Source organism: Pseudomonas sp. B19125 (assembly GCF_044218855.1).
Classification (GTDB): Bacteria; Pseudomonadota; Gammaproteobacteria; order Pseudomonadales; family Pseudomonadaceae; genus Aquipseudomonas; species Aquipseudomonas edaphica.
On record NZ_CP162589.1, the window covers coordinates 3,858,099 to 3,878,646 of the forward strand.

Consider the following 20,548-nt stretch of genomic DNA (forward strand, 5'->3'; position numbering starts at 1 on the left):
TAAACGTCGCCTCCGTGACAGTACCGTGGCTCAATTCAAACTGAATACTCAAAAAGCATTTTCGGTTTTAACTTTCCTTCTCGCATTTGCCTGTGCCACCCAAAGCATACTAAGGCCCGCCATATGGAAAACAAACAGCCCTCCTCTTATCGAGCCAAGCAATTTTATTACTGCTCTAGCGCTACTGACTCAATCACCTTAGCGATTCAAGATCGCAACCGTATAACTTCTAGCAAACGTTAAAAAGACCAGGCAGGCAAAGCCTGCCTTACAGCTCTCAAAAAAATCGACGATACCAACCTCGCTCATAAGAACCATCATTTATTTACGGCATATTCCTCTATCAACTTCCACAGTAGACGCCCCATGGGCACGCGATAAATATCGCTATGCGCACCACCTCCTGATCCCGGAGAATTAAATTGGGTGATGCCGTCCGACACGTTTATATAAGAGACCTTCCGGACTTGCCGATTGCCATCGAATGGATCATTACAAGCTTGCCCCCCATGCTTGCAGATACTGAAGCTGCCTGCCGACGCTGCCGAAGTATCAGACGCGGTCATACAATTAAATATATCCTTATAAGGCGAATCGGGCGAGTCGCAAGCTTTATGATAAGAACTGATCGACCCTGCTGGTGACGTCCAAATGATAAATGGAGAGCCCACCGCACTGTCATTAGCCGCGGCAGTAAGTACCAACTGAGTGTTTTTTAACTTCGCATAATCACGGTAAGGAGCGCCCTCACTGCTCAAGCCAGCTACAAACCGATTGATGCTCATTGCACCTTGTAAAGCGACGGCGAGATCAACGGAGCTAGTCACCATCTTCTGATCAGGGAAATGGTTATCTATAGGTACCAGCGCAGGCGAACTGAAAACAGCCCTCGTCATTGCCCGAGCCCCAAAGCTATGCCCTAGTGCAACCACACGTGCGGGGCTACCTGAAGCGGCCAGGCTCTTGGGAATTGTCTCGTTCAGAATTTTATTGAGCCAAGACAATCCGACTTCATCTGCGTCGCCTGCCTTATTTGAGTAGCTCAATACGTTACCGGCAGAGTTCGACCAATAGGAAGGCCAGGTGACGCCAATCACTAGTGGCCTGAATGGTCCATTGATAGCTTTCTGTGTATCCAGTGCCTCCTTGCGATTGATCTCGTTTTCCTGGAGGCCTCGTTTGTCCTCAAGCGAGGCCGCAATTACGTTGCCGGTGAGGTCATTAAAGTTTCGGATTGCCTCTTGCTGAGAGGTATTCCAGCCCATAACAATAACCAGAATGTGCGTATAACTACCGTCGAGCAGGTCTTGCGTAAGGTTGGTTTCCAACGAGGCCAACGCGTACTTTCCATAGTCATACAATTGGTAGGCTTTCGCGTCCACCTTATCCAGGTTCGTGGAGATTCTGCAGGCGTGCCAATCGCTGATTTTAGCGAGGTCATAATCCTCTTTTATGAGTGCCAATGGTTTAGCGGCATAAGCGTTGTAAACAAAACAATGTGAGGTGGAAACGTAGGGCTTGGACAACACCGCAACGTTCTGGGTATAGCGATTCTGAACGATATGTGAGATGAACATTGCCTTCGGATCGTTGCGCTGAAATCTGCTGATAATATTGGACGTATCACCCGCACTCGTTTGCTCGCTGTTTATGTACTGACCACTTCTTACAAAACTTACCTGTGGGTAGGGCTTGGGACCACCCACTATCGATTGTGGGCTTTTTTCGAGCGCAACCACGTAACCTGGGTAATGCAAGGCGGTTCCGGACGGAAAATGCAAAACAGAATGGAAGTTCTTGGCATTGGAACTACCAACCTTCAGGCTCGTTTCGTACGGTTCCATAACTGATCGCTGGTCTGAACACGCAAAAAGTCCGATGCACCCCGTCAGAACACACACCCATTCAAGTTTTTGCATAGTATTCCCCAGGCTCGTAAGTGGTCTGCAATCGTTGAACTATGTAAATGCCCTTATGCCGTGAGTGTGGTTAATCACCGCATAGCAGGATGACTATAGTTCGCAGAATTCAAGAACGCTCATCGCTCTTAGAGGGTGAATGCCCTCTCCTATCTGGATCTCACGATCCACAACCCCAACGGGACTGGGTGGCTTGGCTGGGGATCTGGTTCATCGTTGCGCTGAAGCCGAGGCCGCTGCACGCAACGTATTGATCGGTTTTCGCCTGGGCGATGTGTGGGCGGATGTTTTCACTGATGCCAAATACAAGCTTTGGATCATGTACAGGGATAGAACCACTACCCTTTGATAGTTACTGCCTAGCTAGACCTACCTACAACCGGTTGCATTACTGAACCTGTAAATCAGCAGCATTTGCTTGGCAGGTACTCGTCACGACTGAAGTCTTTCAAGCCGCAGCGTTGTTCTGTGGCGTTGGCGAAACGGCGAAGCATTTGTATCGCCCCGTCACGTGCTTCTTTCGACAAATCACAGGCAAGATCGCGAGCTTCTCCCACCAAATCCGACCGAATACTTTCATAGATGGCCGTGCCTTCTGGTGTAACTGTAATGGCTAACGCTCGGCCGTCCGTTTCGTCGGGTACGCGGCGCACCAGCCCTTGTTTGGCAAGTGAGTCCACCAGCCGGCTGGCATTGCTCTTGTCTAGATAAAGCTCACTCGCCAGCGATTGAACGCGAACAGGCCCAGCCTTTATCACGTGCTCCAGCGCGTAGCATTGAGTTACGGATAACCCTTCGCAGCAGCTGCGGTCTCTGTCACGAAACTGGTAGACGCGAACCAAGTGACTAAGCGCTTCGTAAAGCTGTTCGGCATCCTGGTCGATCTGATCAATCTTTGTCATAGCACTCGGCTCGCAATTCCGGGGAAACGCTAATAACACCTTAGCACCCGAAGCGACACATTTTTTTGGGTATAAGCCCTAGCAAAATTGTTCCAATATATTAGTTGCGACTCGCAACGTATTTTGCGATTGTGGACTGAAGGCAAGGCCTGCGGCCCTATCAAACGGCAATTCCGGTAGCTTTCGGAGACACAAGGATGTTGGTAGAAGCGCTTAGGACGAAAACAGGTTCCCGTTTACGGAACCTATGGAGCAGCGTTTCCATGCCTCTCCCTGTCGCAATGCTACTGGGCGCGATTCTAATCCCTCTTCTTGCCGGCACTAGCAGCGGTGACGTATTTCAATCGCTGAGCGAAGGCTTCGCAAACAACCTCGGCTATTTCGCCATCGTCATCCTGAGCGCGTTTTTCATTGCCGGATGGATCTCGACGCAAGGCAGTGTGTCTTTTGGAAAATTCGGTATCTCTCTATCACCCCTTTTGGGTTCTGGGATGGTTTGTCCCGATACGGCCTACGCCTCTCTTGCTCCCATTGCGGGGCAACACAGGAAATACATCGCCATAGGATGCTACTCAGGGTTCAAGCTGCTGATGCCCGCAGGCCCGCTGATCATCGGGATTGGGCTGGGAGCCAACACTCATGACCCAAAGTTTCTGTATCTAGGGTTGCTGCTCACCGTCGTCACGTGGATAACTGGAACGATCTGGACGTACTGGACGACTCGCACAGACTTTTCATTCCCCCAGAATTCGACGGCCCCGACCGTGCCTCAGGACTCGGTTTTCAAAGTAATTCTGCCTCTGGCAGTATTTTTCGCGCTCCTGGTCGCCGGGTACACCCTCACAAAGAACCAGCACTCTGTAATCGAGTTCTTTACTACGCCCGCCGGTGCGCTGATCGCCACATCGTTATTGATCGCGATTAGCTGCAAACCTGGTGAGGTTCAAGATCTGCTCTCCAAAGCGATGCGTAGAACCAGCTCGCTACTGTTCACCATCGGCTGTGCATCTGCGTTGGGGCAGGCCCTTGGTAGGGTGCTTCCCAAGGATCTGATTCAGCAGGCATTCAGCGCGTCGGGCAGCACCACGCATATTCTGGTTGCGGTGTTCCTGTTGGCAGCGGTATTCAAAACACTGAATGGTTCTTCGCTTGCGACCTTCGCTGCCATCCCTCCTGTTCTCTCGCCGATCCTGGCGTCCAGCGGGGTGGACTTGATGAGCGTCACATTCGCCGTGTGTCTCGGATCCTTTGTCGCCATTCTCCCTAACGACAGCTATTACTGGCTGGTCAAATCGGACGCTTTTCCCGAATACAGCACCGGCAGATACATGCGCTTGGTGACAGCAGGCTCAGTTCTACAAGCATTCATAGGGCTGGCAGTTCTTCTGCTGATATCGCCTTAACTTCGAATTCCTACAAAACCAACAGTGACTCCAGTCACCGAATTGTCGTGCCTGAACTCAAGGAGAAAGAGAATGAATTATCTGGTCGCCAGTACATTCGAAGGGGGGTATCAACCGCTCAACGCGATATCTGCAACCACAGCCCTACTCGATGCAGATATCGACGCGCAGCTCATCGATATCTACGTCGAGGGACTTTCCCTGGAGAGATTCAGCGACGCAGATGTGGTCTTCATCTGCGTACCGCTTTTTGACTCTCTGACTGCGGGAACGCAGTTGGCCAAGCAGCTTAAAGAAGCGAAGCCCTCCCAAAAAGTTTGCTTCTTCGGTCAATACGCGACCATCAATGCAAAAAGCCTGGCCTCCAAATACGGTGACTATGCAATCGCAGGCGAGTGGGAAAAACCTATTGTCAGCTTGGCCAAACATCTGAGTGGCGAACAGGACCAAGATCTGCGCGGAGTGATCGATCGGACTCGCGGCCTTTCCAGTGAGATCGTTGTGCCTCAGTTGATCCGTGACGGATTCCGCCTGCCGCGCAGGGACCTGGCACCGCCTCTACACAAATATCCGCAACCTCAGCTGGAGAAGTTGCTCGGCGAAAAGAAAGTTGTGGGTGGGGTCGAAGGGTCGCGCGGATGTCACCATAAGTGTTCCTACTGTTCGGTGTATGCGGCCTATGACGGCAAGGTGCTTTTGGTCTCCGACGATCTCGTTGAGCGCGACGTGGCGAACCTCGTTGCACAGGGCATGACTCACCTCACGTTCACGGATGCCGATTTTTTCAATGCCAAGAAGCATGGTTTGAAAATCATCCGGACTCTGCATTCGCAGTTCCCTGATCTCACTTATGACTTCACCACTCGCGTGGATCATATTCTGGAGAACAAGGACGCCATCACAGAAATGGGGCAGCTCGGGCTTGCCTTCATCACCACCGCGCTGGAGTTCCCCAAGCAGGAAGTTCTCGACCAGGTCTTCAAGGAAATGAACGTGCCCATGATCGAGGAGGCGTTGGCGTTTCTGAAAGAGGCCAGCGTCAAGGTTAACCCGACCTTCATCACGTTCAACCCTTGGGTGAGCCTTGAGGACATGGCCGAGCTGCACGATTTCATTGCTCGCAACGAGCTGGAGAACATCGTCGACCCCATTCAGTTTGAAACTCGGCTGCATCTCTACAAGGGCTCACCGCTGCTCAACAACGACACGGTGAAGGAACTGCAGTTGGAGGAGCACGAGTTTCACTTCGACTGGCAGCATTCGGATTCCCGCCTGGACAAGCTCTTCATGGACTCGGTCACACCGCCAGAAGCAGGTGTGTTCAAACGTTGCTGCCTGAAATGCTAAGGAGATAATAGATGTCGTCACTTACTTTGTTGCAGGCGGCTCTCAGGCTGGCCAACCAAACCGATGGTCTTCAGGTGCCGGGCCATATTGCTTGGCGCGCTCATAACGAGTCGTTGAGCAGGTCGCTCAAGAACGGCAAAGACACTCTTTTCATCTGCTCCGCGAGCCGCAATGACGAACTCACAGCCCAGTATGGGCAAGCTCAGGGCGTAGTGTTCAGTCCGAGTTCGGACGAAGCCAACTCCACTGCGGCCGTGTTCGCGAACATTTACTGGGAAGGGTTCAATGCCGAGCCCGAGTTTGGCCGAATCGCGCAATCGCTCTGTGAGCGACTGCAACGTCATGGTCGACTGGTATTTCCGGCGATTCTGTCTGATGAGGAAGCCGTAGCGCTCCGGGCCTTCACTGTTGAGGGGTTGGAGTGTAATAACGCACTCACCGAGTCTGCTGTTGCCGAGCAGCTCTGCGAGGCGGGCTTCCATGGCATCACCTATGAGCTGGCATCCGAGGTGCCTGTCTCCATTCAGGACGGCATTGAGTTCCGCCTGTTCACCGTGAGCGCATACAAGGGTAAGGCCGGCGTGTGCCTCGACCAAGGGCATGCCGTTATCTACAAAGGTCCTTGGAAACATACGGTCGACGACGACGGCCATACCTACCAGCGCGGCGTCCGTACCGCGGTGTGCGAGAAGACCTTCAATCTGCTGATGTCAGCGCCTTACCAAGGCCAATTCATACCAGTGCGCTGCTATGTCGAGCCAGACTTGGACAAGAGCGGCTTCTTCGACTGCAACACGCCTTCAGTTCGAGACCCCAAGGTCACCAAAGGGCTTGTGCCCATCGCAGGCTCAGCCGAGGAATCGTGCTGCGCTGATGGTAGTTCGTGCTGCTGAACGGGAGATGTGAGCAATGACTTCTGCAATTGAAAACACAATCATCGCGGACTACACCGAAGCGTTGAGCAACGGCAACGTTGTCCTTGAATCGCAGCTGACTGAGAGCTGCTGCAGCGACGCTTATGGTGCCCAGTACCTGAAGAACATTCCAAAGCGAATCATCGAAGCCAACTTCGGTTGCGGTAACCCGACCAAGTATGTGCGCGAAGGTGATGTCGTCCTGGACTTGGGCTCAGGGGCCGGTCTGAATTGCTACGTCGCTGCCCAAATCGCCGGTAGTAACGGTGCTGTCTTTGGTATCGACATCAACCCAAGCATGTTGCAGATCGCTCGTGAAGAAGCGAAGGCGTTTCAGAAGGCAACGGATAGCGCACCTTTGCGTTTCTACCAGGCCTCCGCGAGCAACTTGAAAATCGATCAGGAGCTGGCCGAGGAACGCCTGCGTACAGAGCCTTGTGCTGATTGGGCATCGTGGAAAAACTTCGAGCAGTTCATCAGCGATAGCTCCCAGTCCAAGCCTCTTATCGACAGCCAGTCTGTCGATCTGGTGATCTCGAACTGCGTGATCAATCTAGTTGGTGAGACCGAAAAGCAGAATGTTTTCGCCGAAATTTATCGGGTACTGAAACCAGGTGGCCGTTTTGCAATTTCTGACAACGTCTCAGATATCGCCATTCCTGACGAATTGAAACGAGACACCAAGCTGTGGTCGGCCTGCTACTCAGGCGTACTTCAGGAGCAGGAGTTCTACAAGCAGCTTCAGGAAGTCGGTCTCACGGGAATAAAGATTGAGGCCCGGAACGACGCCTCAACCAAGCGAATTGGCTCTGTCCGGTTCTACTCCGTCACTGTCACCGGTACCAAACCCGAAGTTCAGAATGGGACACCTGCAACGGTGATCTACCGAGGGCCTGGCCGCGAACTCACCGGAGATAGCGGCAGAGTTTACAAGCGTGGCGTGCCCACGGAGTTAGCCTCACAGGATGCCTACCTTTCCGCAGGCGATGCGCTGTATGTCGTGGAGGGAAGTCAGCCCGTTAAGCCCAAGTCCTGCTGCTCGTAACAGCGTCTGCGGCTACGAGCCATCTCAGTAGCCGCTACCCCTAAAATCTCTCCTCATAGAGCCTATCCAATGAGTACTTCACGGAAGATCTTGGCTGAGTTTCTCGGTACAGCAGTTCTGCTGTGCACCGTAGTTGGTTCTGGAATCATGGGTCAGCGCCTGGCCAACGGTAACGATGCGCTAGCGCTTCTTGCCAATGCGCTGGCAACTGGCACGAGCTTGTATGTACTGATCGTGTGCTTCTCCACTTTTTCGGGTGCGCACTTCAACCCGGTAGTCTCTGTAGTCGACTATTTGCGCGGAGGACTGAGCAGCAAGCAACTGGGCCCCTACGTGGTAGCTCAAACGATGGGTGCGATTTTCGGTGTATTCGCCGCGCACTTGATGTTTGAGCTGCCCTTGGTCGAGTTCTCCCACCACGCTCGCACAGGACCCTCGCAGTGGTTCAGTGAGTACCTGGCAACGTCGGGATTGGTACTGACAATTCTGCTGTGCGATAAATATCACAAAGCAAAAGTGCCTCAGGTAGTTGCCGCGTATGTTGTCGCAGCCTACTGGTTCACGTCCTCCACGAGCTTTGCGAATCCGGCAGTGACCATTGCTCGCGGGTTCACCGATACATTCTCGGGAATACGTATTTCAGATGCTGCACCCTTCATTATTTCGCAGTTCTTTGGCGGGCTGACTGCACTATTCCTGGCGAAGGTTCTTGGGGGGAAAGAAGTGATCGTGGACATCCCGCAGCCAGGCCTGCAGGAGCAGAAGCTCCCTATACAGTGATCGAGCCTCGCTTCGATTCGCGGATGTGATGAAGCTTTTCAAAAGGGTGATATACGAATCCAGCGCGATATTCTGATCCCGGTTGATGCCTTGCATGGTTCAGCCCGGACCAGCCACGGTTCATTATGGCAAACAGCAAGGAAAAACATGAATTACAACGTTAGGGTTGCAACACCCGCTGATGCCTCTGCCATCCAGGCTATCTATGCGCCTATGGTGTTGGACACCGTCATCTCGTTTGAGCTGGCACCACCGACAATCGACGAGATGGCGGAGCGAATTGCAGTAACCCTGCGGACGTACCCCTATCTGGTTGCAGAGATGGGCGGCAAGGTCGTTGGATACGCTTACGCAAGCCAGCATCGAACTCGAGAGGCCTATCGCTGGTCGGTAGACGTCACCGTCTACGTTGACCCCGCCGTGCACCGACGAGGGATAGCTCGTGCGCTTTATCAGCAGCTACTTCCCCTTCTTGAGAAGCAGGGGTTCCATGCGGCCTATGCTGGCATCGCATTACCCAATGCGGGGAGCATAGGCCTCCATGAAGCGCTCGGTTTTACTCATATTGGTACTTACCCTGAAGTTGGGTACAAACACGGTCAATGGCACAGCGTGGGCTATTGGCGGGCGCCACTTTGTGCGCAGACGCCCCCACTGGAAATCACCCCGTTTCGCGATATGAAGAACTGCGCACCTGCTTGAGCTTGGTTGCTCGATTGCATTGCCGGGAAGCTTCTCTTCGTCAATTTTTTTGGAACCCCGATAGCCTGTAACAAAACCCATAGAGACCCAAGTTCAAGGTTGCCGATCCACCGCGTTTGCGGCCTCGCGCGCTAAAGCCCTACTTCGCCCACCTACTCCTTCGCCCTCAGCACAACAATCCCCGGCGTGTTGGCCACATACGCCAGAAACGGCGAATCCACCACCTTCTGGCTGCCTGAATGTGAGGACGCATTGCGCAGTACGGGGCCTTTGTCCGTCATGATAAAGAACCCCACATGGGTCACATCCAGCCCGGCCAAGGGCGTATAGATGCCAATAAAATCGCCCTCGTGCAGGCGATTGATGACCTTCTTATCGATAAAACCGGCAGGAATGTAGGTGACCGTACGCTGGACCACCGGCAGGCCAGGCAAGTAGGTACTGCCGTCGGCTTTTTGGTTGAGGCGTTTTTCGCGGCGAACGGCATGGGCACTTATCTGCGCGGTGATGTCTTGCGCCGGCTTATACGTGCCGCTGTAGGCCCAATCCGTGTAGAAGTGCTTACGGCTCAGAAAGTCGAGATCGCCATCAACATAACGCGTGCGCAGCAGGTTTTTCATAAAGTCGGGTTGTGCTGCCGATTGTCGCAGGGCCTCGACGTAATCCAGGTAGGTAAAGCAATCCAGGCCTCGAAAATCGACCACCAACTGTTCGGGCGTGCTCAGTGAGCCCTGTAACTTGTTGGCAACATAGGGCGTGCCTAAAAAGGCCTCCGAGATCAGGCCGATCTGTTGGCCCGCGGGAAGCAACCGGTAGTTTGGACGCTCTTGGAGAATCGCATTGAGCTTCTCAACGGTGTAAGGATCCAGCGTCGCACCGGACGTCAGCGCTGCATTTTGCTGACGTTCGAGCGCATGATTTCCAGTGGTTGCGCCCGACGAGCCGCAACCCGCCAACAGCATCGACATCAAGATAAAAACATAGGGTGTGCGCATCTGACTCTTCACTTATCCAAGGGGCATCCGATCATACCTGCCAGCGCAAGTCAGCCGTGGCCGGCGCTCAAGCGCTCCCACAGAAAGCCATAGACCAGCGCTTTCATGTACGCACTCTGGGCATTATCCGCCGCGCCGCCGTGGCCGCCTTCGATGTTTTCGTAGTACGTCACGTCCTGGCCGGCATCGATCATTTTGGCCGCAAGTTTACGGGCATGGGCCGGGTGTACGCGGTCATCGCGGGTCGAGGTGGTGAACAGCACCGGCGGGTAGGTCTTGGCCGGGTCGAACAAGTGGTAGGGTGAAAACGTCTGGATGTAGGCCCATTCTTCAGGCACGTCCGGGTTGCCGTACTCTTCCATCCATGAGGCGCCCGCCAGCAAGTGGTGATAGCGCTGCATGTCGAGCAAAGGCACCTGGACGACCACGGCCGCGAACAACTCGGGGTATTGGGTGAGCATATTGCCGGTCAACAGGCCGCCGTTGCTGCCACCTTGCACGGCCAGGTGCCGGGGCGAGGTGATGTTGCGTTCGATCAGGTCTTGCGCCACGGCGGCAAAATCCTCATAGGCGCGCGCACGCTTGTGCTTGAGCGCCGCCTGATGCCAACGCGGGCCGTATTCGCCGCCGCCGCGAATATTCGCCACGGCATACACACCGCCTTTGGACAGCCAGGCGCGGCCCAGCCCGCCGGAATACTCCGGGCACAGCGACACTTCAAAACCGCCATAACCGTAGAGCAAGGTCGGCGCGTTGGCGTTGTACTGCAAGCCCTGTTCGTGCACCAGGAAATACGGCACGCGGGTGCCGTCCTTGGACACGGCAAAATGCTGTTCAACCTCATGCCGGCTCGCATCGAAGAACGCCGGCATGGCTTTGAGCACTTCAGGTTGCGCGTCAAGGTCGGCCAGTGACAGCGTGACCGGCGTGAGAAAACCTCGGGTGACCATCCACACGGCGTCGCTGTCATCGCTGTCGACGGCGCTCACATCCACGGTCGCCATCGCCGGCGCGCCGATAAATGCGCTGCGTGCCCAGCCTTGTGGGCCCGGCGTCAGCACGCTGAGGCGGTTTCTGACGTCCTCCAGCACGTTGAGTACCAAGTGGTTGCGGGTCCAGTCCATGCCGGCCAGCGAGGTGCTGTCCGATGGTTCGAACAACAGGTCGAAATCCCGCGCGCCGGCCATGAAGCGTGCAAAGTTGATCGCCAGCAACGAGCCAGCCACATAGCCATCACCCACTGCCCAATCATCACGCAATTGCAGGAGCAACCAGTCTTTGTGCACCGACTTGTCGGCCGAGTTCGGCGCGTCGATTTTGCTCAGCGTGCCATCCGGGGCGCGCAGGTACAGCTCGTTGTTGTAGAACGCCAGGGTGCGGCTGACGAAATCACGCTCGTAACCCGGCGTGCTGTCGTGCATCGCCGCGATATACATATCGTCGTGCCGGCCTTCGTAGACGATCGTCGCGGCACTCAGGGGTGTACCGCGCTGCCACTGCTTGACGATGCGCGGGTAACCCGAGCGGGTCATGCTGTCTGCACCGAAGTCGGTAAACACATACACGTTGTCGTGGTCGATCCAACCCAGCCCGCCCTTGGATTCGGGCAACTCGAAGCCGTCATTGACCCAGGCTTTTTCGACCAGGTCGAATTCGCGCGTGACACTCGCGTCCGCACCACCGCGGGACAGTGCAACCAAGGCGCGTTGATAACCAGGGTGCAGGCAGTCGGCGCCGTGCCATACCCAATTCTCACCTTCCCGGGCATTCAACGCGTCGATGTCCAGCACGGTTTCCCAGGCCGGTTGCGCCTTGCGATATTGCGCCAGCGTGGTCCGCCGCCACAGGCCGCGAGGGTGGGCGGCGTCGACCCAGAAGTTGTAATAGTGGGCGCCGATTTTTTCCACGTAAGGGATATTGCTGTCCGAATCGAGCACCGCCAGCAGGTCGGCCTGCATCGCCTTGAAAGGCGCGGATTCGGCGAGTCGGGCGTGGGCCTTGAGGTTTTGTGCGCGCACCCAATCCAGCGCCTGCGTGCTGTCGACGTCTTCCAGCCAAAGGTAAGGATCGTCGCCCGTGGAAGGCGGTGTCGGGAGGTTTGGCATCTGCGCATCCTGTGGAAAATTTGTTCGGAAAATCAAGGAGTGTCACTCAACCGCGCCCAACCCTGCAACCAGCACCTCCACCACCGCACGCACCTTGGGCAGCGCGTGGCGGCTTTTGATCCAGGCCACACTGATGCCCATCCCTTCACTTGCCCATTGCGGCAAGACTTGCACCAGCGACCCGTCCTGCAAGTGTTGCTCAATCAGCCACGACGGCAGTTGTGCAATACCGCAGCCGGCCAGCGCAGCCATCTTCAGGCCGTTGCCATGGCCGATCACCAGTTGCGGCTGCACGTGGCTGTGCAGTGTCGCGCCATGTTCGCCGGCGTGCTGCCAGTGGCTGACGCGACCATCGACCCAGCCGTAGGCAATGCACGGATGCTGTTCAAGGTCACGCTCGGACTGTGGCGTGCCGTGGCGAGTGAGATACGCAGGGGACGCACATAAAACATGCCACTCTCGGGTAAGTAACTGGTGCCCTACCGTCTCCGGCCAGGCCGGGGCGTCGCCGATGTGCACGACGATATCCACGCCTTCCTTGAACGGATCGACAAAGCCATCAGAGAAGGAGATGTGCGGGGTCAGCAATGGATGAGTGTTCAGCCACGGCAGCAGGATCGGCAGCACCTGCGCCTGGCCAAAGGCGCCGGGCAGGTCAATGCGCACACGCCCGCGCAGTTCGGTGTTTTCAGCCTGCAATGCCCATTCGGCTTCTTCCAAGTCGGTTAATACGCCGGTGCAGGTGCGCAGGTAGGCAACGCCGGCATCGGTCAGCGACAACCTGCGCGTGGTGCGTTGGAACAGTCGGGCACCCAGACGGGCTTCCAGGCGCGCAATGCTTTTACTCACGGCCGAGGCGGTCAGGTTCATTTTCCCGGCGGTCGCCGTAAAGCTGCCGTACTGCGCGACACAGACGAATACATCGATGCCCTTCAGGCGCTCTGAAGAAAACATGCACAGCCCTTATTCATGAATTGAGTTCCTGTGTCTGGATAAAAACCATCCTAAATCAGAACTCGGTTCAAAGGTAAGCTGCTTGTACTCTGATAAATGGACTCTGAGGCTCGAATGCTGGCCACGCTGAAAAACTACCCCGCCACCCTCAACCTGCTATTGAGCGCCTCGCTGATACTGACGCTCGCCCGCGCAATCACCCTGCCCTACCTGGTCATCTATTTGTCGAGCCACTTTGGCTTGAGCATCGCCGATATCGGCTTGGTGATCGGCAGCACACTGATCATTGGCTCGCTGCTGAGCCTGTATGGCGGCTTTCTGGTGGATCGGATGAGCAGTTACCGGCTTATCCTGCTCTTCTGCGGTGTGTTCACGCTGGGCTTTCTCGGCGCCCCTATCGCGCCTGCGCTCTGGCTGTTTTACCTGTGCCTGGTGTTGGTGAACCTGGCGTATGCGGTGATTGATATCGCGGTAAAAGCCGGGTTTGGCAGCCTGCTCCCCGTTGAACAGCGCAGTGAAGCGTTTTCGATCAAATACACGCTGACCAATATCGGTTATGCCGTCGGGCCGTTCCTGGGCGCGGGGTTGGCCGCCGTGGATGCCAGCCTGCCGTTTCTGATGTCAGCCGGGCTGGGTGCCGGGTTCTTGTTTATTTACTTCGTGTGGGGCGACAGGCGTTTGGAGACGGCCCAAGCAAACCAGCCACCCGTAGCGTTCCTGGCGGTCGCCACACTGCTGCTGCGCGATTACCGCCTGGTGTGCTTTACCCTCGGCGGACTTCTCAGTGCCGTGGTATTCGGCCAGTTCACGGCCTACCTCTCGCAGTACCTGATCGTCACCACTACACCTCAGGAGACCTACCGGATCATCAGCACAATCGTGGCCACCAATGCCCTGACAGTTATCAGCTTGCAATACAGCCTCGGCAAACGGATTTCCCCGCGCTACCTGAGTCGGTGGCTTGCCGCTGGCCTGAGCCTGTTTATTGTCGGGCTGGGCGGGTTTGCGCTGTCGACCACGCTGCTGATGTGGGTGCTGTCGATGGCGATTTTCACCCTTGGCGAAATTATCGTGTTCCCGGCCGAATACATGTTCATCGATAACATCGCGCCCAATCACCTGCGCGGCATGTACTACGCCGCGCAGAACCTGGGCAATGTCGGCGCGGCGTTGGGGCCGGTGTTGTGTGGGTGGGTGTTGGCTACGCAGCCGGCGTACAGCATGTTTTATATGTTGGTGGTTTTTGTTGTGGCGGGCGGGTTGATGTACTTTTTGGGAGGGCTGACTGCTAGTAAGCGTGTCAGCCTGACGCCACCGTAAGACGTTTGAAGGAGTGGATTCATCTTGTTGCGAGGCAACGACAGCGGGTTGTGAGCCTCGTTCCTTGCACGCTACGCAATACACCTTTGTCATCACGCCTATTGATAGCTCCCTAACGAAAACGCCATTCTAGAGGGCTCGCATCTCGCTTATATCATTCCGAATGATAGTTACCTTTGTTTCATTCGATTCGTGACATAGCACCTCGCCGCGCATGATCCGCCCATCTCAAATACATTGGCGGATGCACCTCATGGAACAGTCACTCAAACACTTGCGCTTCCCCTTGGCGATTTTGGCCGTGGTGGTGATGAGCGCCTGCGGCAAGACCCCGGATCAAGCGGCCGCCATGCCCCCGGCGAAAATCAGTGTGGCCAAAGTGCTGGAACAACCGGTCAACGAGTGGGACGAATTCACCGGTCGCCTGGAAGCGCCAGAAACCGTGCAGATTCGTCCGCGCGTGTCCGGCCAGATCGACCAGGTGGCTTTCACCGAAGGCGCGCTGGTGAAGAAAGGCGACCTGCTGTTCCAGATCGACCCGCGCCCGTTCCAATCTGAAGTGCGCCGCCTCGAAGCCCAGCTCGCACAAACCAAAGCCGCCGCCAGCCGTAGCGATAATGAAGCGCAACGTGGCGAACGCCTGCGCCAGAGCAATGCGATCTCCGCTGAACTGGCCGACTCGCGCACCACTGCCGCCCAGGAGGCTCGCGCGGCTGTCGCCGGGATCCAGGCGCAGTTGGACCTGGCCAAGCTGAACCTGAGCTTCACCCGCGTGACCTCGCCGATCAGTGGCCGCGTCAGCCGTGCCGAAATCACTGCCGGTAACCTGGTGACCGCCGACACCACGCCGCTGACCAGCGTGGTTTCCACCGACAAGGTTTACGCCTACTTCGACGCCGATGAGCGCGTGTACCTCAAGTACACCGAGCTGGCCCGTGAAGGCCGCCGTGGCGCGACCACTCCTGTGTACCTGGGCCTGTCCAACGAAACCGGCAACCCGCACCTGGGCCAGATGAACTTCGTCGACAACCAGGTCAACCCGGCCACTGGCACCATCCGTGGTCGCGCCGTGTTCGATAACAGCAAGGGCGAATACACCCCGGGCCTGTATGCCCGCTTGAAGTTGGTCGGCAGCGGCACCTACTCCGCCGTGCTGATCAACGACGAAGCGGTGGGCACCGACCTTGGCAAGAAGTTCGTGCTGGTGATGGACGGCGACAAGCCGGCTTATCGCTCGGTGGAACTGGGGCCGAAGATCGAAGGCCTGCGCATTGTGCGCAGCGGTTTGAACAAGGACGACACCATCGTCGTGAAGGGCTTGCAGCGCATTCGCCCGGGTTCGCCGGTTGCGCCGGAAACGATCCCGATGGCCAGCAAGGAAACCCTCGCCGCCTTGGCACAACAACGACAAGCGCTTGAAGCCAGCAACCTGGAGCAAGTGGCGCCGGATAAAGCCGCGCCCAAGCTCGCAGCCGTCGCGACTCCACGCGGTTAAGGGATACAACTCAAGATGAATTTTTCCAAGTTCTTCATTTCGCGGCCGATCTTCGCAGCGGTGCTGTCGCTGTTGATTTTGATCGCCGGTGCGATCTCGCTGTTCCAACTGCCGATCAGCGAATACCCGGAAGTGGTGCCGCCCACCGTGGTGGTACGTGCCAACTTCCCGGGCGCCAACCCCAAAGTCATCGGTGAAACCGTGGCCGCTCCGTTGGAGCAAGCCATTACCGGCGTCGAGAACATGCTGTACATGTCCTCGCAGTCGACTGCCGATGGCAAGCTGACCCTGACCATCACCTTCGCCCTGGGCACCGACCTGGATAACGCGCAGGTGCAGGTGCAGAACCGTGTGACGCGCACGCAGCCCAAGCTGCCTGAGGAAGTGACGCGCATCGGTATTACGGTCGACAAGGCTTCCCCTGACCTGACCATGGTTGTGCACTTGACCTCGCCGGACAAGCGTTACGACATGCTCTACCTGTCCAACTATGCCTTGCTCAACGTAAAGGATGAGTTGGCCCGTTTGGGCGGTGTGGGTGACGTGCAGTTGTTCGGCATGGGCGACTACTCCCTGCGTGTATGGCTGGACCCGAACAAAACCGCTTCGCGCAACCTGACCGCCACCGATGTGGTCAACGCCATTCGCGAGCAGAACCGTCAAGTGGCCGCCGGTGCCCTGGGTGCGCAACCTGCACCGAATGCCACCAGCTTCCAGTTGTCGGTGAACACTCAGGGCCGCCTGGTGACGGAGGAGGAGTTCGAGAACATCATTATCCGCTCCGGCGCCAACGGTGAAATCACCCGCCTTAAAGACATTGCACGGGTAGAGCTGGGTTCCAGCCAGTATGCGCTGCGCTCGTTGCTCAACAACCAGCCGGCGGTGGCGATCCCGATCTTCCAGCGCCCAGGTTCCAACGCCATCGAGATCTCCAACGAAGTACGCGCCAAGATGGCGGAGCTGAAAAAGAGCTTCCCGGAAGGCATGGATTTCAGCATCGTCTATGACCCTACCATCTTCGTGCGTGGCTCTATTGAGGCGGTGGTTCACACCCTGTTCGAAGCACTGATTCTGGTGGTGCTGGTGGTGATCCTGTTCCTGCAAACCTGGCGCGCCTCGATTATTCCATTGGTGGCGGTGCCGGTATCGTTGATCGGTACCTTTGCGGTGATGCACTTGTTTGGCTTCTCGCTCAACGCACTGTCGCTGTTCGGCCTGGTACTGGCCATCGGTATCGTGGTGGACGACGCCATCGTGGTGGTGGAGAACGTCGAGCGAAATATCGAGTTGGGACTCGAACCGTTCCCGGCCACCGAAAAGGCCATGAGCGAAGTAACCGGCCCGATCATCGCGACCGCGTTGGTGCTGTGTGCGGTGTTCATTCCAGCGGCCTTTATCAGCGGCTTGACCGGTCAGTTCTATAAGCAGTTCGCGTTGACCATTGCCATTTCCACGGTGATCTCGGCATTCAACTCGCTGACCTTGTCCCCTGCCCTGGCCGCCGTGTTGCTGCGCAGCCATGACGCGCCGAAGGATCGCTTCTCCAAGGTGCTCGACAAGCTGTTGGGTGGCTGGTTGTTCCGCCCATTCAACCGCTTCTTCGAGAAAGCCAGCCATGGGTATGTGGGCACCGTACGCCGGGTGATTCGCGGCAGTGGTATCGCGCTGTTCCTGTACGCCGGCCTGATGGTCCTGACCTGGCTGGGCTTTGCCCACACGCCAACCGGTTTCGTACCGGCCCAGGACAAGCAGTACCTGGTGGCTTTTGCGCAATTGCCGGACGCCGCGAGCCTGGACCGTACCGAAGACGTGATCAAGCGCATGTCTGACATCGCGCTGAAACAACCCGGCGTGGAAGCCGCCGTCGCCTTCCCGGGCCTGTCGATCAACGGCTTCACCAACAGTCCGAACAGCGGCATCGTGTTCGTGACCTTGAAGCCCTTCGATGAGCGTAAAGACCCGAGCATGTCTGCTGGCGCAATTGCCGGTGCATTGAACGGCAAATACAGCAGCATCGAGGAAGCCTACATGGCGATCTTCCCACCGCCGCCGGTACAGGGCCTGGGTACGATCGGCGGGTTCCGCCTGCAAATCGAAGACCGTGGCAACCTGGGTTACGACGAGCTGTACAAGGAAGTGCAGAACATCATCACCAAGAGCCGCACCACGCCTGAATTGTTCGGCCTGTTCACCAGCTACACGGTCAACGTACCGCAGGTCGATGCTGCCATCGACCGCGAAAAAGCCAAGACCCATGGCGTGGCGATCAGCGACATCTTCGACACCCTGCAGATCTACCTGGGTTCGTTGTATGCCAACGACTTCAACCGCTTTGGCCGTACTTACCAGGTCAACGTGCAGGCAGACCAGCAGTTCCGCCTGGATGAAGACCAGATCGGCCAGCTGAAAGTGCGTAACAACAAGGGCGAGATGATCCCTCTGGCGACCTTTATCAAGGTCAGCGACACCTCGGGGCCGGACCGCGTGATGCACTACAACGGCTTTATCACCGCCGAAATCAACGGCAACGCCGCACCGGGCTACAGCTCCGGCCAGGCTCAGGCGGCGATTGAGAAACTGCTCAAAGATGAATTGCCCAACGGCATGACCTACGAGTGGACCGACCTGACCTATCAGCAAATCCTCTCGGGCAATACCGCGCTGTTCGTGTTCCCGCTCTGCGTACTGCTGGCGTTCCTGGTGCTCGCCGCCCAATACGAAAGCTGGAGCCTGCCACTGGCGGTGATCCTGATCGTACCGATGACCCTGCTGTCGGCCATCACCGGGGTGATTATCTCCGGTGGCGACAACAACATCTTCACCCAGATCGGCCTGATCGTATTGGTGGGCCTGGCGTGTAAGAACGCGATTCTGATCGTCGAGTTTGCCAAGGATAAACAGCAGGAAGGTCTCGATCCGCTGGCCGCGGTACTGGAAGCTTGCCGCTTGCGTCTGCGGCCGATCCTGATGACCTCGTTCGCCTTCATCATGGGTGTGGTGCCTCTGGTGTTGTCCAGCGGTGCCGGTGCCGAGATGCGTCATGCCATGGGTGTGGCGGTGTTCTCCGGGATGATCGGGGTGACCTTCTTCGGTCTGTTGCTGACCCCAGTGTTCTACGTACTGATCCGTCGTTATGTGGAGCGCGGCGAAGCACGCAAAGCGGCCAAGGCCTTGAAGCTGGAGACACAGCAATGAGCGTGAAAGTATTTTTGCCGAGCTTGCTGGTACTGGCGCTGAGCGCCTGTGCCGTAGGCCCGGACTACAAAACCGAAAAATTGGAGGCGGCCAATATCACGGCCGCCGCCGACACCAAAAGCTATGACCACGCCAAGTACGAAGGCATCTGGTGGCAGCAGTTCGAGGACCCGACCCTCAACCAACTGGTCACCCAGTCGTTGAGCGGTAACCGCGACCTGCGTGTGGCGTTCGCCCGTCTTCGGGCGGCACGCGCCATCCGTGATGACGTGGCCACCGACATCATGCCGGTCGTCACCTCTCGCGCCAGCAGCGACGTGGGCAAAGGCCAGATCCCGGGCCAGACCACCAAGCGCGTCAACAGTGAGCGCTACGACCTGGGCCTGGACATGGCCTGGGAAGTCGACTTGTTCGGCCGCATCCGCCGCAACCTGGAAGCCAGCGATGCTGACCAACAGGTCGCCGAAGCCGACCTGTACCAACTGCAAGTCACCATGATTGCCGAACTGGTAGACGCCTACGGCCAACTGCGCGGCGCTCAATTGCGTGAACGCATTGCTCTGGACAACCTGAAGAACCAGCAGGAATCTCGCACCATTACCGTGAGCCTGCGTGATGCCGGTGTGGGCGATCAGCTCGATGTGGAACGCGCCGACGCACGCCTGGCCGCCGTTGAAGCCAGCGTGCCGCAACTGCAAGCCGAGCAAGTGCGCGAGCGTAACCGCATCGCCACCCTCCTCGGCCAGCGCCCCGACAAGCTGAGCGTGGACCTGAGCCCCAAAGACCTGCCGGCGATTGCCAAGGCCTTGCCGATCGGCGACCCCGGCCAGTTGCTGCAACGTCGCCCGGACATTCTCAGCGCCGAACGCAAACTGGCCGCCGCCACCGCGCGTATCGGCGTGGCCAAGGCCGACCTGTTCCCACGGGTCAGCCTCAGCGGCTTCCTCGGCTTTACCGCCGGGCGTGGTTCGCAGATCGGTTCGGCTGCCGCCAATGCCTGGTCCCTTGGCCCTAGCATCACCTGGGCCGCCTTTGACCTGGGCAGCGTGCGTGCACGGTTGCGCGGTGCGAATGCCGAAGCCGATGGCGCCCTGGCGACCTATGAGCAGCAAGTGTTGCTGGCGTTGGAAGAATCGGAGAATGCCTTCAGTGATTACGGCAAACGCCAGCAGCGCCTGGTCTCGCTGATTCGTCAAAGTGAATCCAGCCGCGCTGCCGCAGACCTCGCCGCGATTCGTTATCGCGAAGGCACCGTGGACTTCCTGGTGCTGCTCGATGCGCAGCGTGAGCGCTTGGCGGCTGAAGACTCCCAGGCCCAGGCCGAAGTGGACTTGTATCGCGGCATCGTCGCGATCTACAAGGCCCTGGGCGGTGGCTGGCAGCCGGACACGGTCGTCGCCAGCAGCAAGTGATGTAACGAGCTCCTTTGGTTGGTCGCATCCAGCCAATTTTTAGCCCTGCGGCTCATTCGG

General features: G+C 57.1%; 16 protein-coding genes. 11 read left to right on the forward strand and 5 right to left on the reverse strand.

What is annotated here, in order from left to right; genetic code table 11:
- Positions 1 to 317: 317 nt before the first annotated feature.
- The gene (locus AB4P96_RS17475) at positions 318 to 1,844 is read right to left on the reverse strand and encodes an alpha/beta hydrolase (protein ID WP_232626295.1); all 1,527 of its coding nucleotides are present in this window, start codon (positions 1,842 to 1,844) and stop codon (positions 318 to 320) included.
- A gap of 214 nt (positions 1,845 to 2,058) precedes the next feature.
- Between AB4P96_RS17475 and AB4P96_RS17480 the strand changes: the two genes are divergently transcribed.
- Positions 2,059 to 2,268, forward strand: a complete 210-nt coding sequence (locus tag AB4P96_RS17480; RefSeq protein WP_100219272.1) for a DUF3577 domain-containing protein — start codon at positions 2,059 to 2,061, stop codon at positions 2,266 to 2,268.
- A gap of 55 nt (positions 2,269 to 2,323) precedes the next feature.
- Here the strand turns inward: AB4P96_RS17480 and AB4P96_RS17485 are convergent, their stop codons facing one another.
- Entirely contained in the window at positions 2,324 to 2,821 is a 498-nt protein-coding gene (locus AB4P96_RS17485; protein WP_017135553.1) for a MarR family winged helix-turn-helix transcriptional regulator, read from the reverse strand.
- A 263-nt stretch (positions 2,822 to 3,084) separates the two neighbouring features.
- Here AB4P96_RS17485 and arsQ point away from each other — a divergent pair, with 263 nt between their 5' ends.
- The 6 genes from arsQ (at position 3,085) to AB4P96_RS17515 (ending at position 9,012) form a co-directional block, all read left to right on the forward strand.
- Positions 3,085 to 4,224, forward strand: a complete 1,140-nt coding sequence (arsQ, locus tag AB4P96_RS17490) for an arsinothricin export permease ArsQ (RefSeq protein ID WP_395599864.1) — start codon at positions 3,085 to 3,087, stop codon at positions 4,222 to 4,224.
- A 72-nt stretch (positions 4,225 to 4,296) separates the two neighbouring features.
- On the forward strand, positions 4,297 to 5,571 hold the full coding sequence (gene arsL / locus AB4P96_RS17495) for an arsinothricin biosynthesis radical SAM protein ArsL (protein WP_017135551.1): 1,275 nt from the start codon (positions 4,297 to 4,299) through the stop codon (positions 5,569 to 5,571).
- Positions 5,572 to 5,582: 11 nt separating this feature from the next.
- Positions 5,583 to 6,464 carry a methyltransferase type 11 gene (locus AB4P96_RS17500; RefSeq protein WP_176992250.1) on the forward strand — a complete coding sequence of 294 codons (882 nt, stop codon included), beginning with the start codon at positions 5,583 to 5,585 and terminating at the stop codon, positions 6,462 to 6,464.
- Between the two features lie 16 nt (positions 6,465 to 6,480).
- Positions 6,481 to 7,530: an arsinothricin biosynthesis methyltransferase ArsM gene (gene arsM / locus AB4P96_RS17505; protein ID WP_017135549.1), complete on the forward strand. Its 1,050-nt coding sequence runs from the start codon at positions 6,481 to 6,483 to the stop codon at positions 7,528 to 7,530.
- Positions 7,531 to 7,620: 90 nt separating this feature from the next.
- Positions 7,621 to 8,310 (forward strand): aquaporin, encoded by a 690-nt coding sequence (locus AB4P96_RS17510; protein WP_232626294.1) that lies wholly within the window; start codon positions 7,621 to 7,623, stop codon positions 8,308 to 8,310.
- Positions 8,311 to 8,457: 147 nt separating this feature from the next.
- Positions 8,458 to 9,012, forward strand: coding sequence for an arsinothricin resistance N-acetyltransferase ArsN1 family B (locus AB4P96_RS17515; protein WP_017135547.1), 555 nt, complete (start codon positions 8,458 to 8,460; stop codon positions 9,010 to 9,012).
- A 152-nt stretch (positions 9,013 to 9,164) separates the two neighbouring features.
- Here AB4P96_RS17515 and AB4P96_RS17520 read toward each other — a convergent pair whose 3' ends face one another.
- From AB4P96_RS17520 to AB4P96_RS17530, 3 genes are read right to left on the reverse strand one after another with little or no spacing between them, the layout of a single operon-like run.
- Positions 9,165 to 10,007: a DUF1460 domain-containing protein gene (locus tag AB4P96_RS17520; RefSeq protein ID WP_099549830.1), complete on the reverse strand. Its 843-nt coding sequence runs from the start codon at positions 10,005 to 10,007 to the stop codon at positions 9,165 to 9,167.
- Between the two features lie 50 nt (positions 10,008 to 10,057).
- Entirely contained in the window at positions 10,058 to 12,112 is a 2,055-nt protein-coding gene (locus tag AB4P96_RS17525) for a prolyl oligopeptidase family protein (RefSeq protein ID WP_395599865.1), read from the reverse strand.
- Positions 12,113 to 12,154: 42 nt separating this feature from the next.
- Positions 12,155 to 13,066, reverse strand: coding sequence for a LysR family transcriptional regulator (locus AB4P96_RS17530; RefSeq protein WP_395599866.1), 912 nt, complete (start codon positions 13,064 to 13,066; stop codon positions 12,155 to 12,157).
- 114 nt (positions 13,067 to 13,180) lie between these two features.
- Between AB4P96_RS17530 and AB4P96_RS17535 the strand changes: the two genes are divergently transcribed.
- The 4 genes from AB4P96_RS17535 to AB4P96_RS17550 all read left to right on the forward strand — a co-directional run bounded on the left by AB4P96_RS17535 (position 13,181) and on the right by AB4P96_RS17550 (position 20,488).
- A complete protein-coding gene (locus tag AB4P96_RS17535; RefSeq protein WP_177034617.1) occupies positions 13,181 to 14,386 on the forward strand; it encodes an MFS transporter in 1,206 nt (401 codons plus the stop codon).
- Between the two features lie 253 nt (positions 14,387 to 14,639).
- Positions 14,640 to 15,881, forward strand: a complete 1,242-nt coding sequence (gene mexE / locus AB4P96_RS17540) for a multidrug efflux RND transporter periplasmic adaptor subunit MexE (protein WP_200432711.1) — start codon at positions 14,640 to 14,642, stop codon at positions 15,879 to 15,881.
- Positions 15,882 to 15,896: 15 nt separating this feature from the next.
- Positions 15,897 to 19,076 carry an efflux RND transporter permease subunit gene (locus AB4P96_RS17545; protein WP_017135542.1) on the forward strand — a complete coding sequence of 1,060 codons (3,180 nt, stop codon included), beginning with the start codon at positions 15,897 to 15,899 and terminating at the stop codon, positions 19,074 to 19,076.
- The gene (locus tag AB4P96_RS17550; RefSeq protein ID WP_099549834.1) at positions 19,073 to 20,488 is read left to right on the forward strand and encodes an efflux transporter outer membrane subunit; all 1,416 of its coding nucleotides are present in this window, start codon (positions 19,073 to 19,075) and stop codon (positions 20,486 to 20,488) included. Before AB4P96_RS17545 ends, AB4P96_RS17550 begins: the two co-directional genes overlap by 4 nt.
- Positions 20,489 to 20,548: the final 60 nt, after the last annotated feature.

Coding starts and splice junctions, on each gene's coding strand:
- mexE (WP_200432711.1), top strand. CDS start 14,640: ATGGAACAGTCACTCAAACACTTGCGCTTCCCCTTGGCGATTTTGGCC.
- AB4P96_RS17475 (WP_232626295.1), bottom strand. CDS start 1,844: ATGGAACCGTACGAAACGAGCCTGAAGGTTGGTAGTTCCAATGCCAAG.
- arsL (WP_017135551.1), top strand. CDS start 4,297: ATGAATTATCTGGTCGCCAGTACATTCGAAGGGGGGTATCAACCGCTC.
- AB4P96_RS17550 (WP_099549834.1), top strand. CDS start 19,073: ATGAGCGTGAAAGTATTTTTGCCGAGCTTGCTGGTACTGGCGCTGAGC.
- arsQ (WP_395599864.1), top strand. CDS start 3,085: ATGCCTCTCCCTGTCGCAATGCTACTGGGCGCGATTCTAATCCCTCTT.
- AB4P96_RS17525 (WP_395599865.1), bottom strand. CDS start 12,112: ATGCCAAACCTCCCGACACCGCCTTCCACGGGCGACGATCCTTACCTT.
- AB4P96_RS17545 (WP_017135542.1), top strand. CDS start 15,897: ATGAATTTTTCCAAGTTCTTCATTTCGCGGCCGATCTTCGCAGCGGTG.
- AB4P96_RS17500 (WP_176992250.1), top strand. CDS start 5,583: ATGTCGTCACTTACTTTGTTGCAGGCGGCTCTCAGGCTGGCCAACCAA.
- AB4P96_RS17515 (WP_017135547.1), top strand. CDS start 8,458: ATGAATTACAACGTTAGGGTTGCAACACCCGCTGATGCCTCTGCCATC.
- arsM (WP_017135549.1), top strand. CDS start 6,481: ATGACTTCTGCAATTGAAAACACAATCATCGCGGACTACACCGAAGCG.
- AB4P96_RS17520 (WP_099549830.1), bottom strand. CDS start 10,007: ATGCGCACACCCTATGTTTTTATCTTGATGTCGATGCTGTTGGCGGGT.
- AB4P96_RS17485 (WP_017135553.1), bottom strand. CDS start 2,821: ATGACAAAGATTGATCAGATCGACCAGGATGCCGAACAGCTTTACGAA.
- AB4P96_RS17535 (WP_177034617.1), top strand. CDS start 13,181: ATGCTGGCCACGCTGAAAAACTACCCCGCCACCCTCAACCTGCTATTG.
- AB4P96_RS17480 (WP_100219272.1), top strand. CDS start 2,059: ATGCCCTCTCCTATCTGGATCTCACGATCCACAACCCCAACGGGACTG.
- AB4P96_RS17530 (WP_395599866.1), bottom strand. CDS start 13,066: ATGTTTTCTTCAGAGCGCCTGAAGGGCATCGATGTATTCGTCTGTGTC.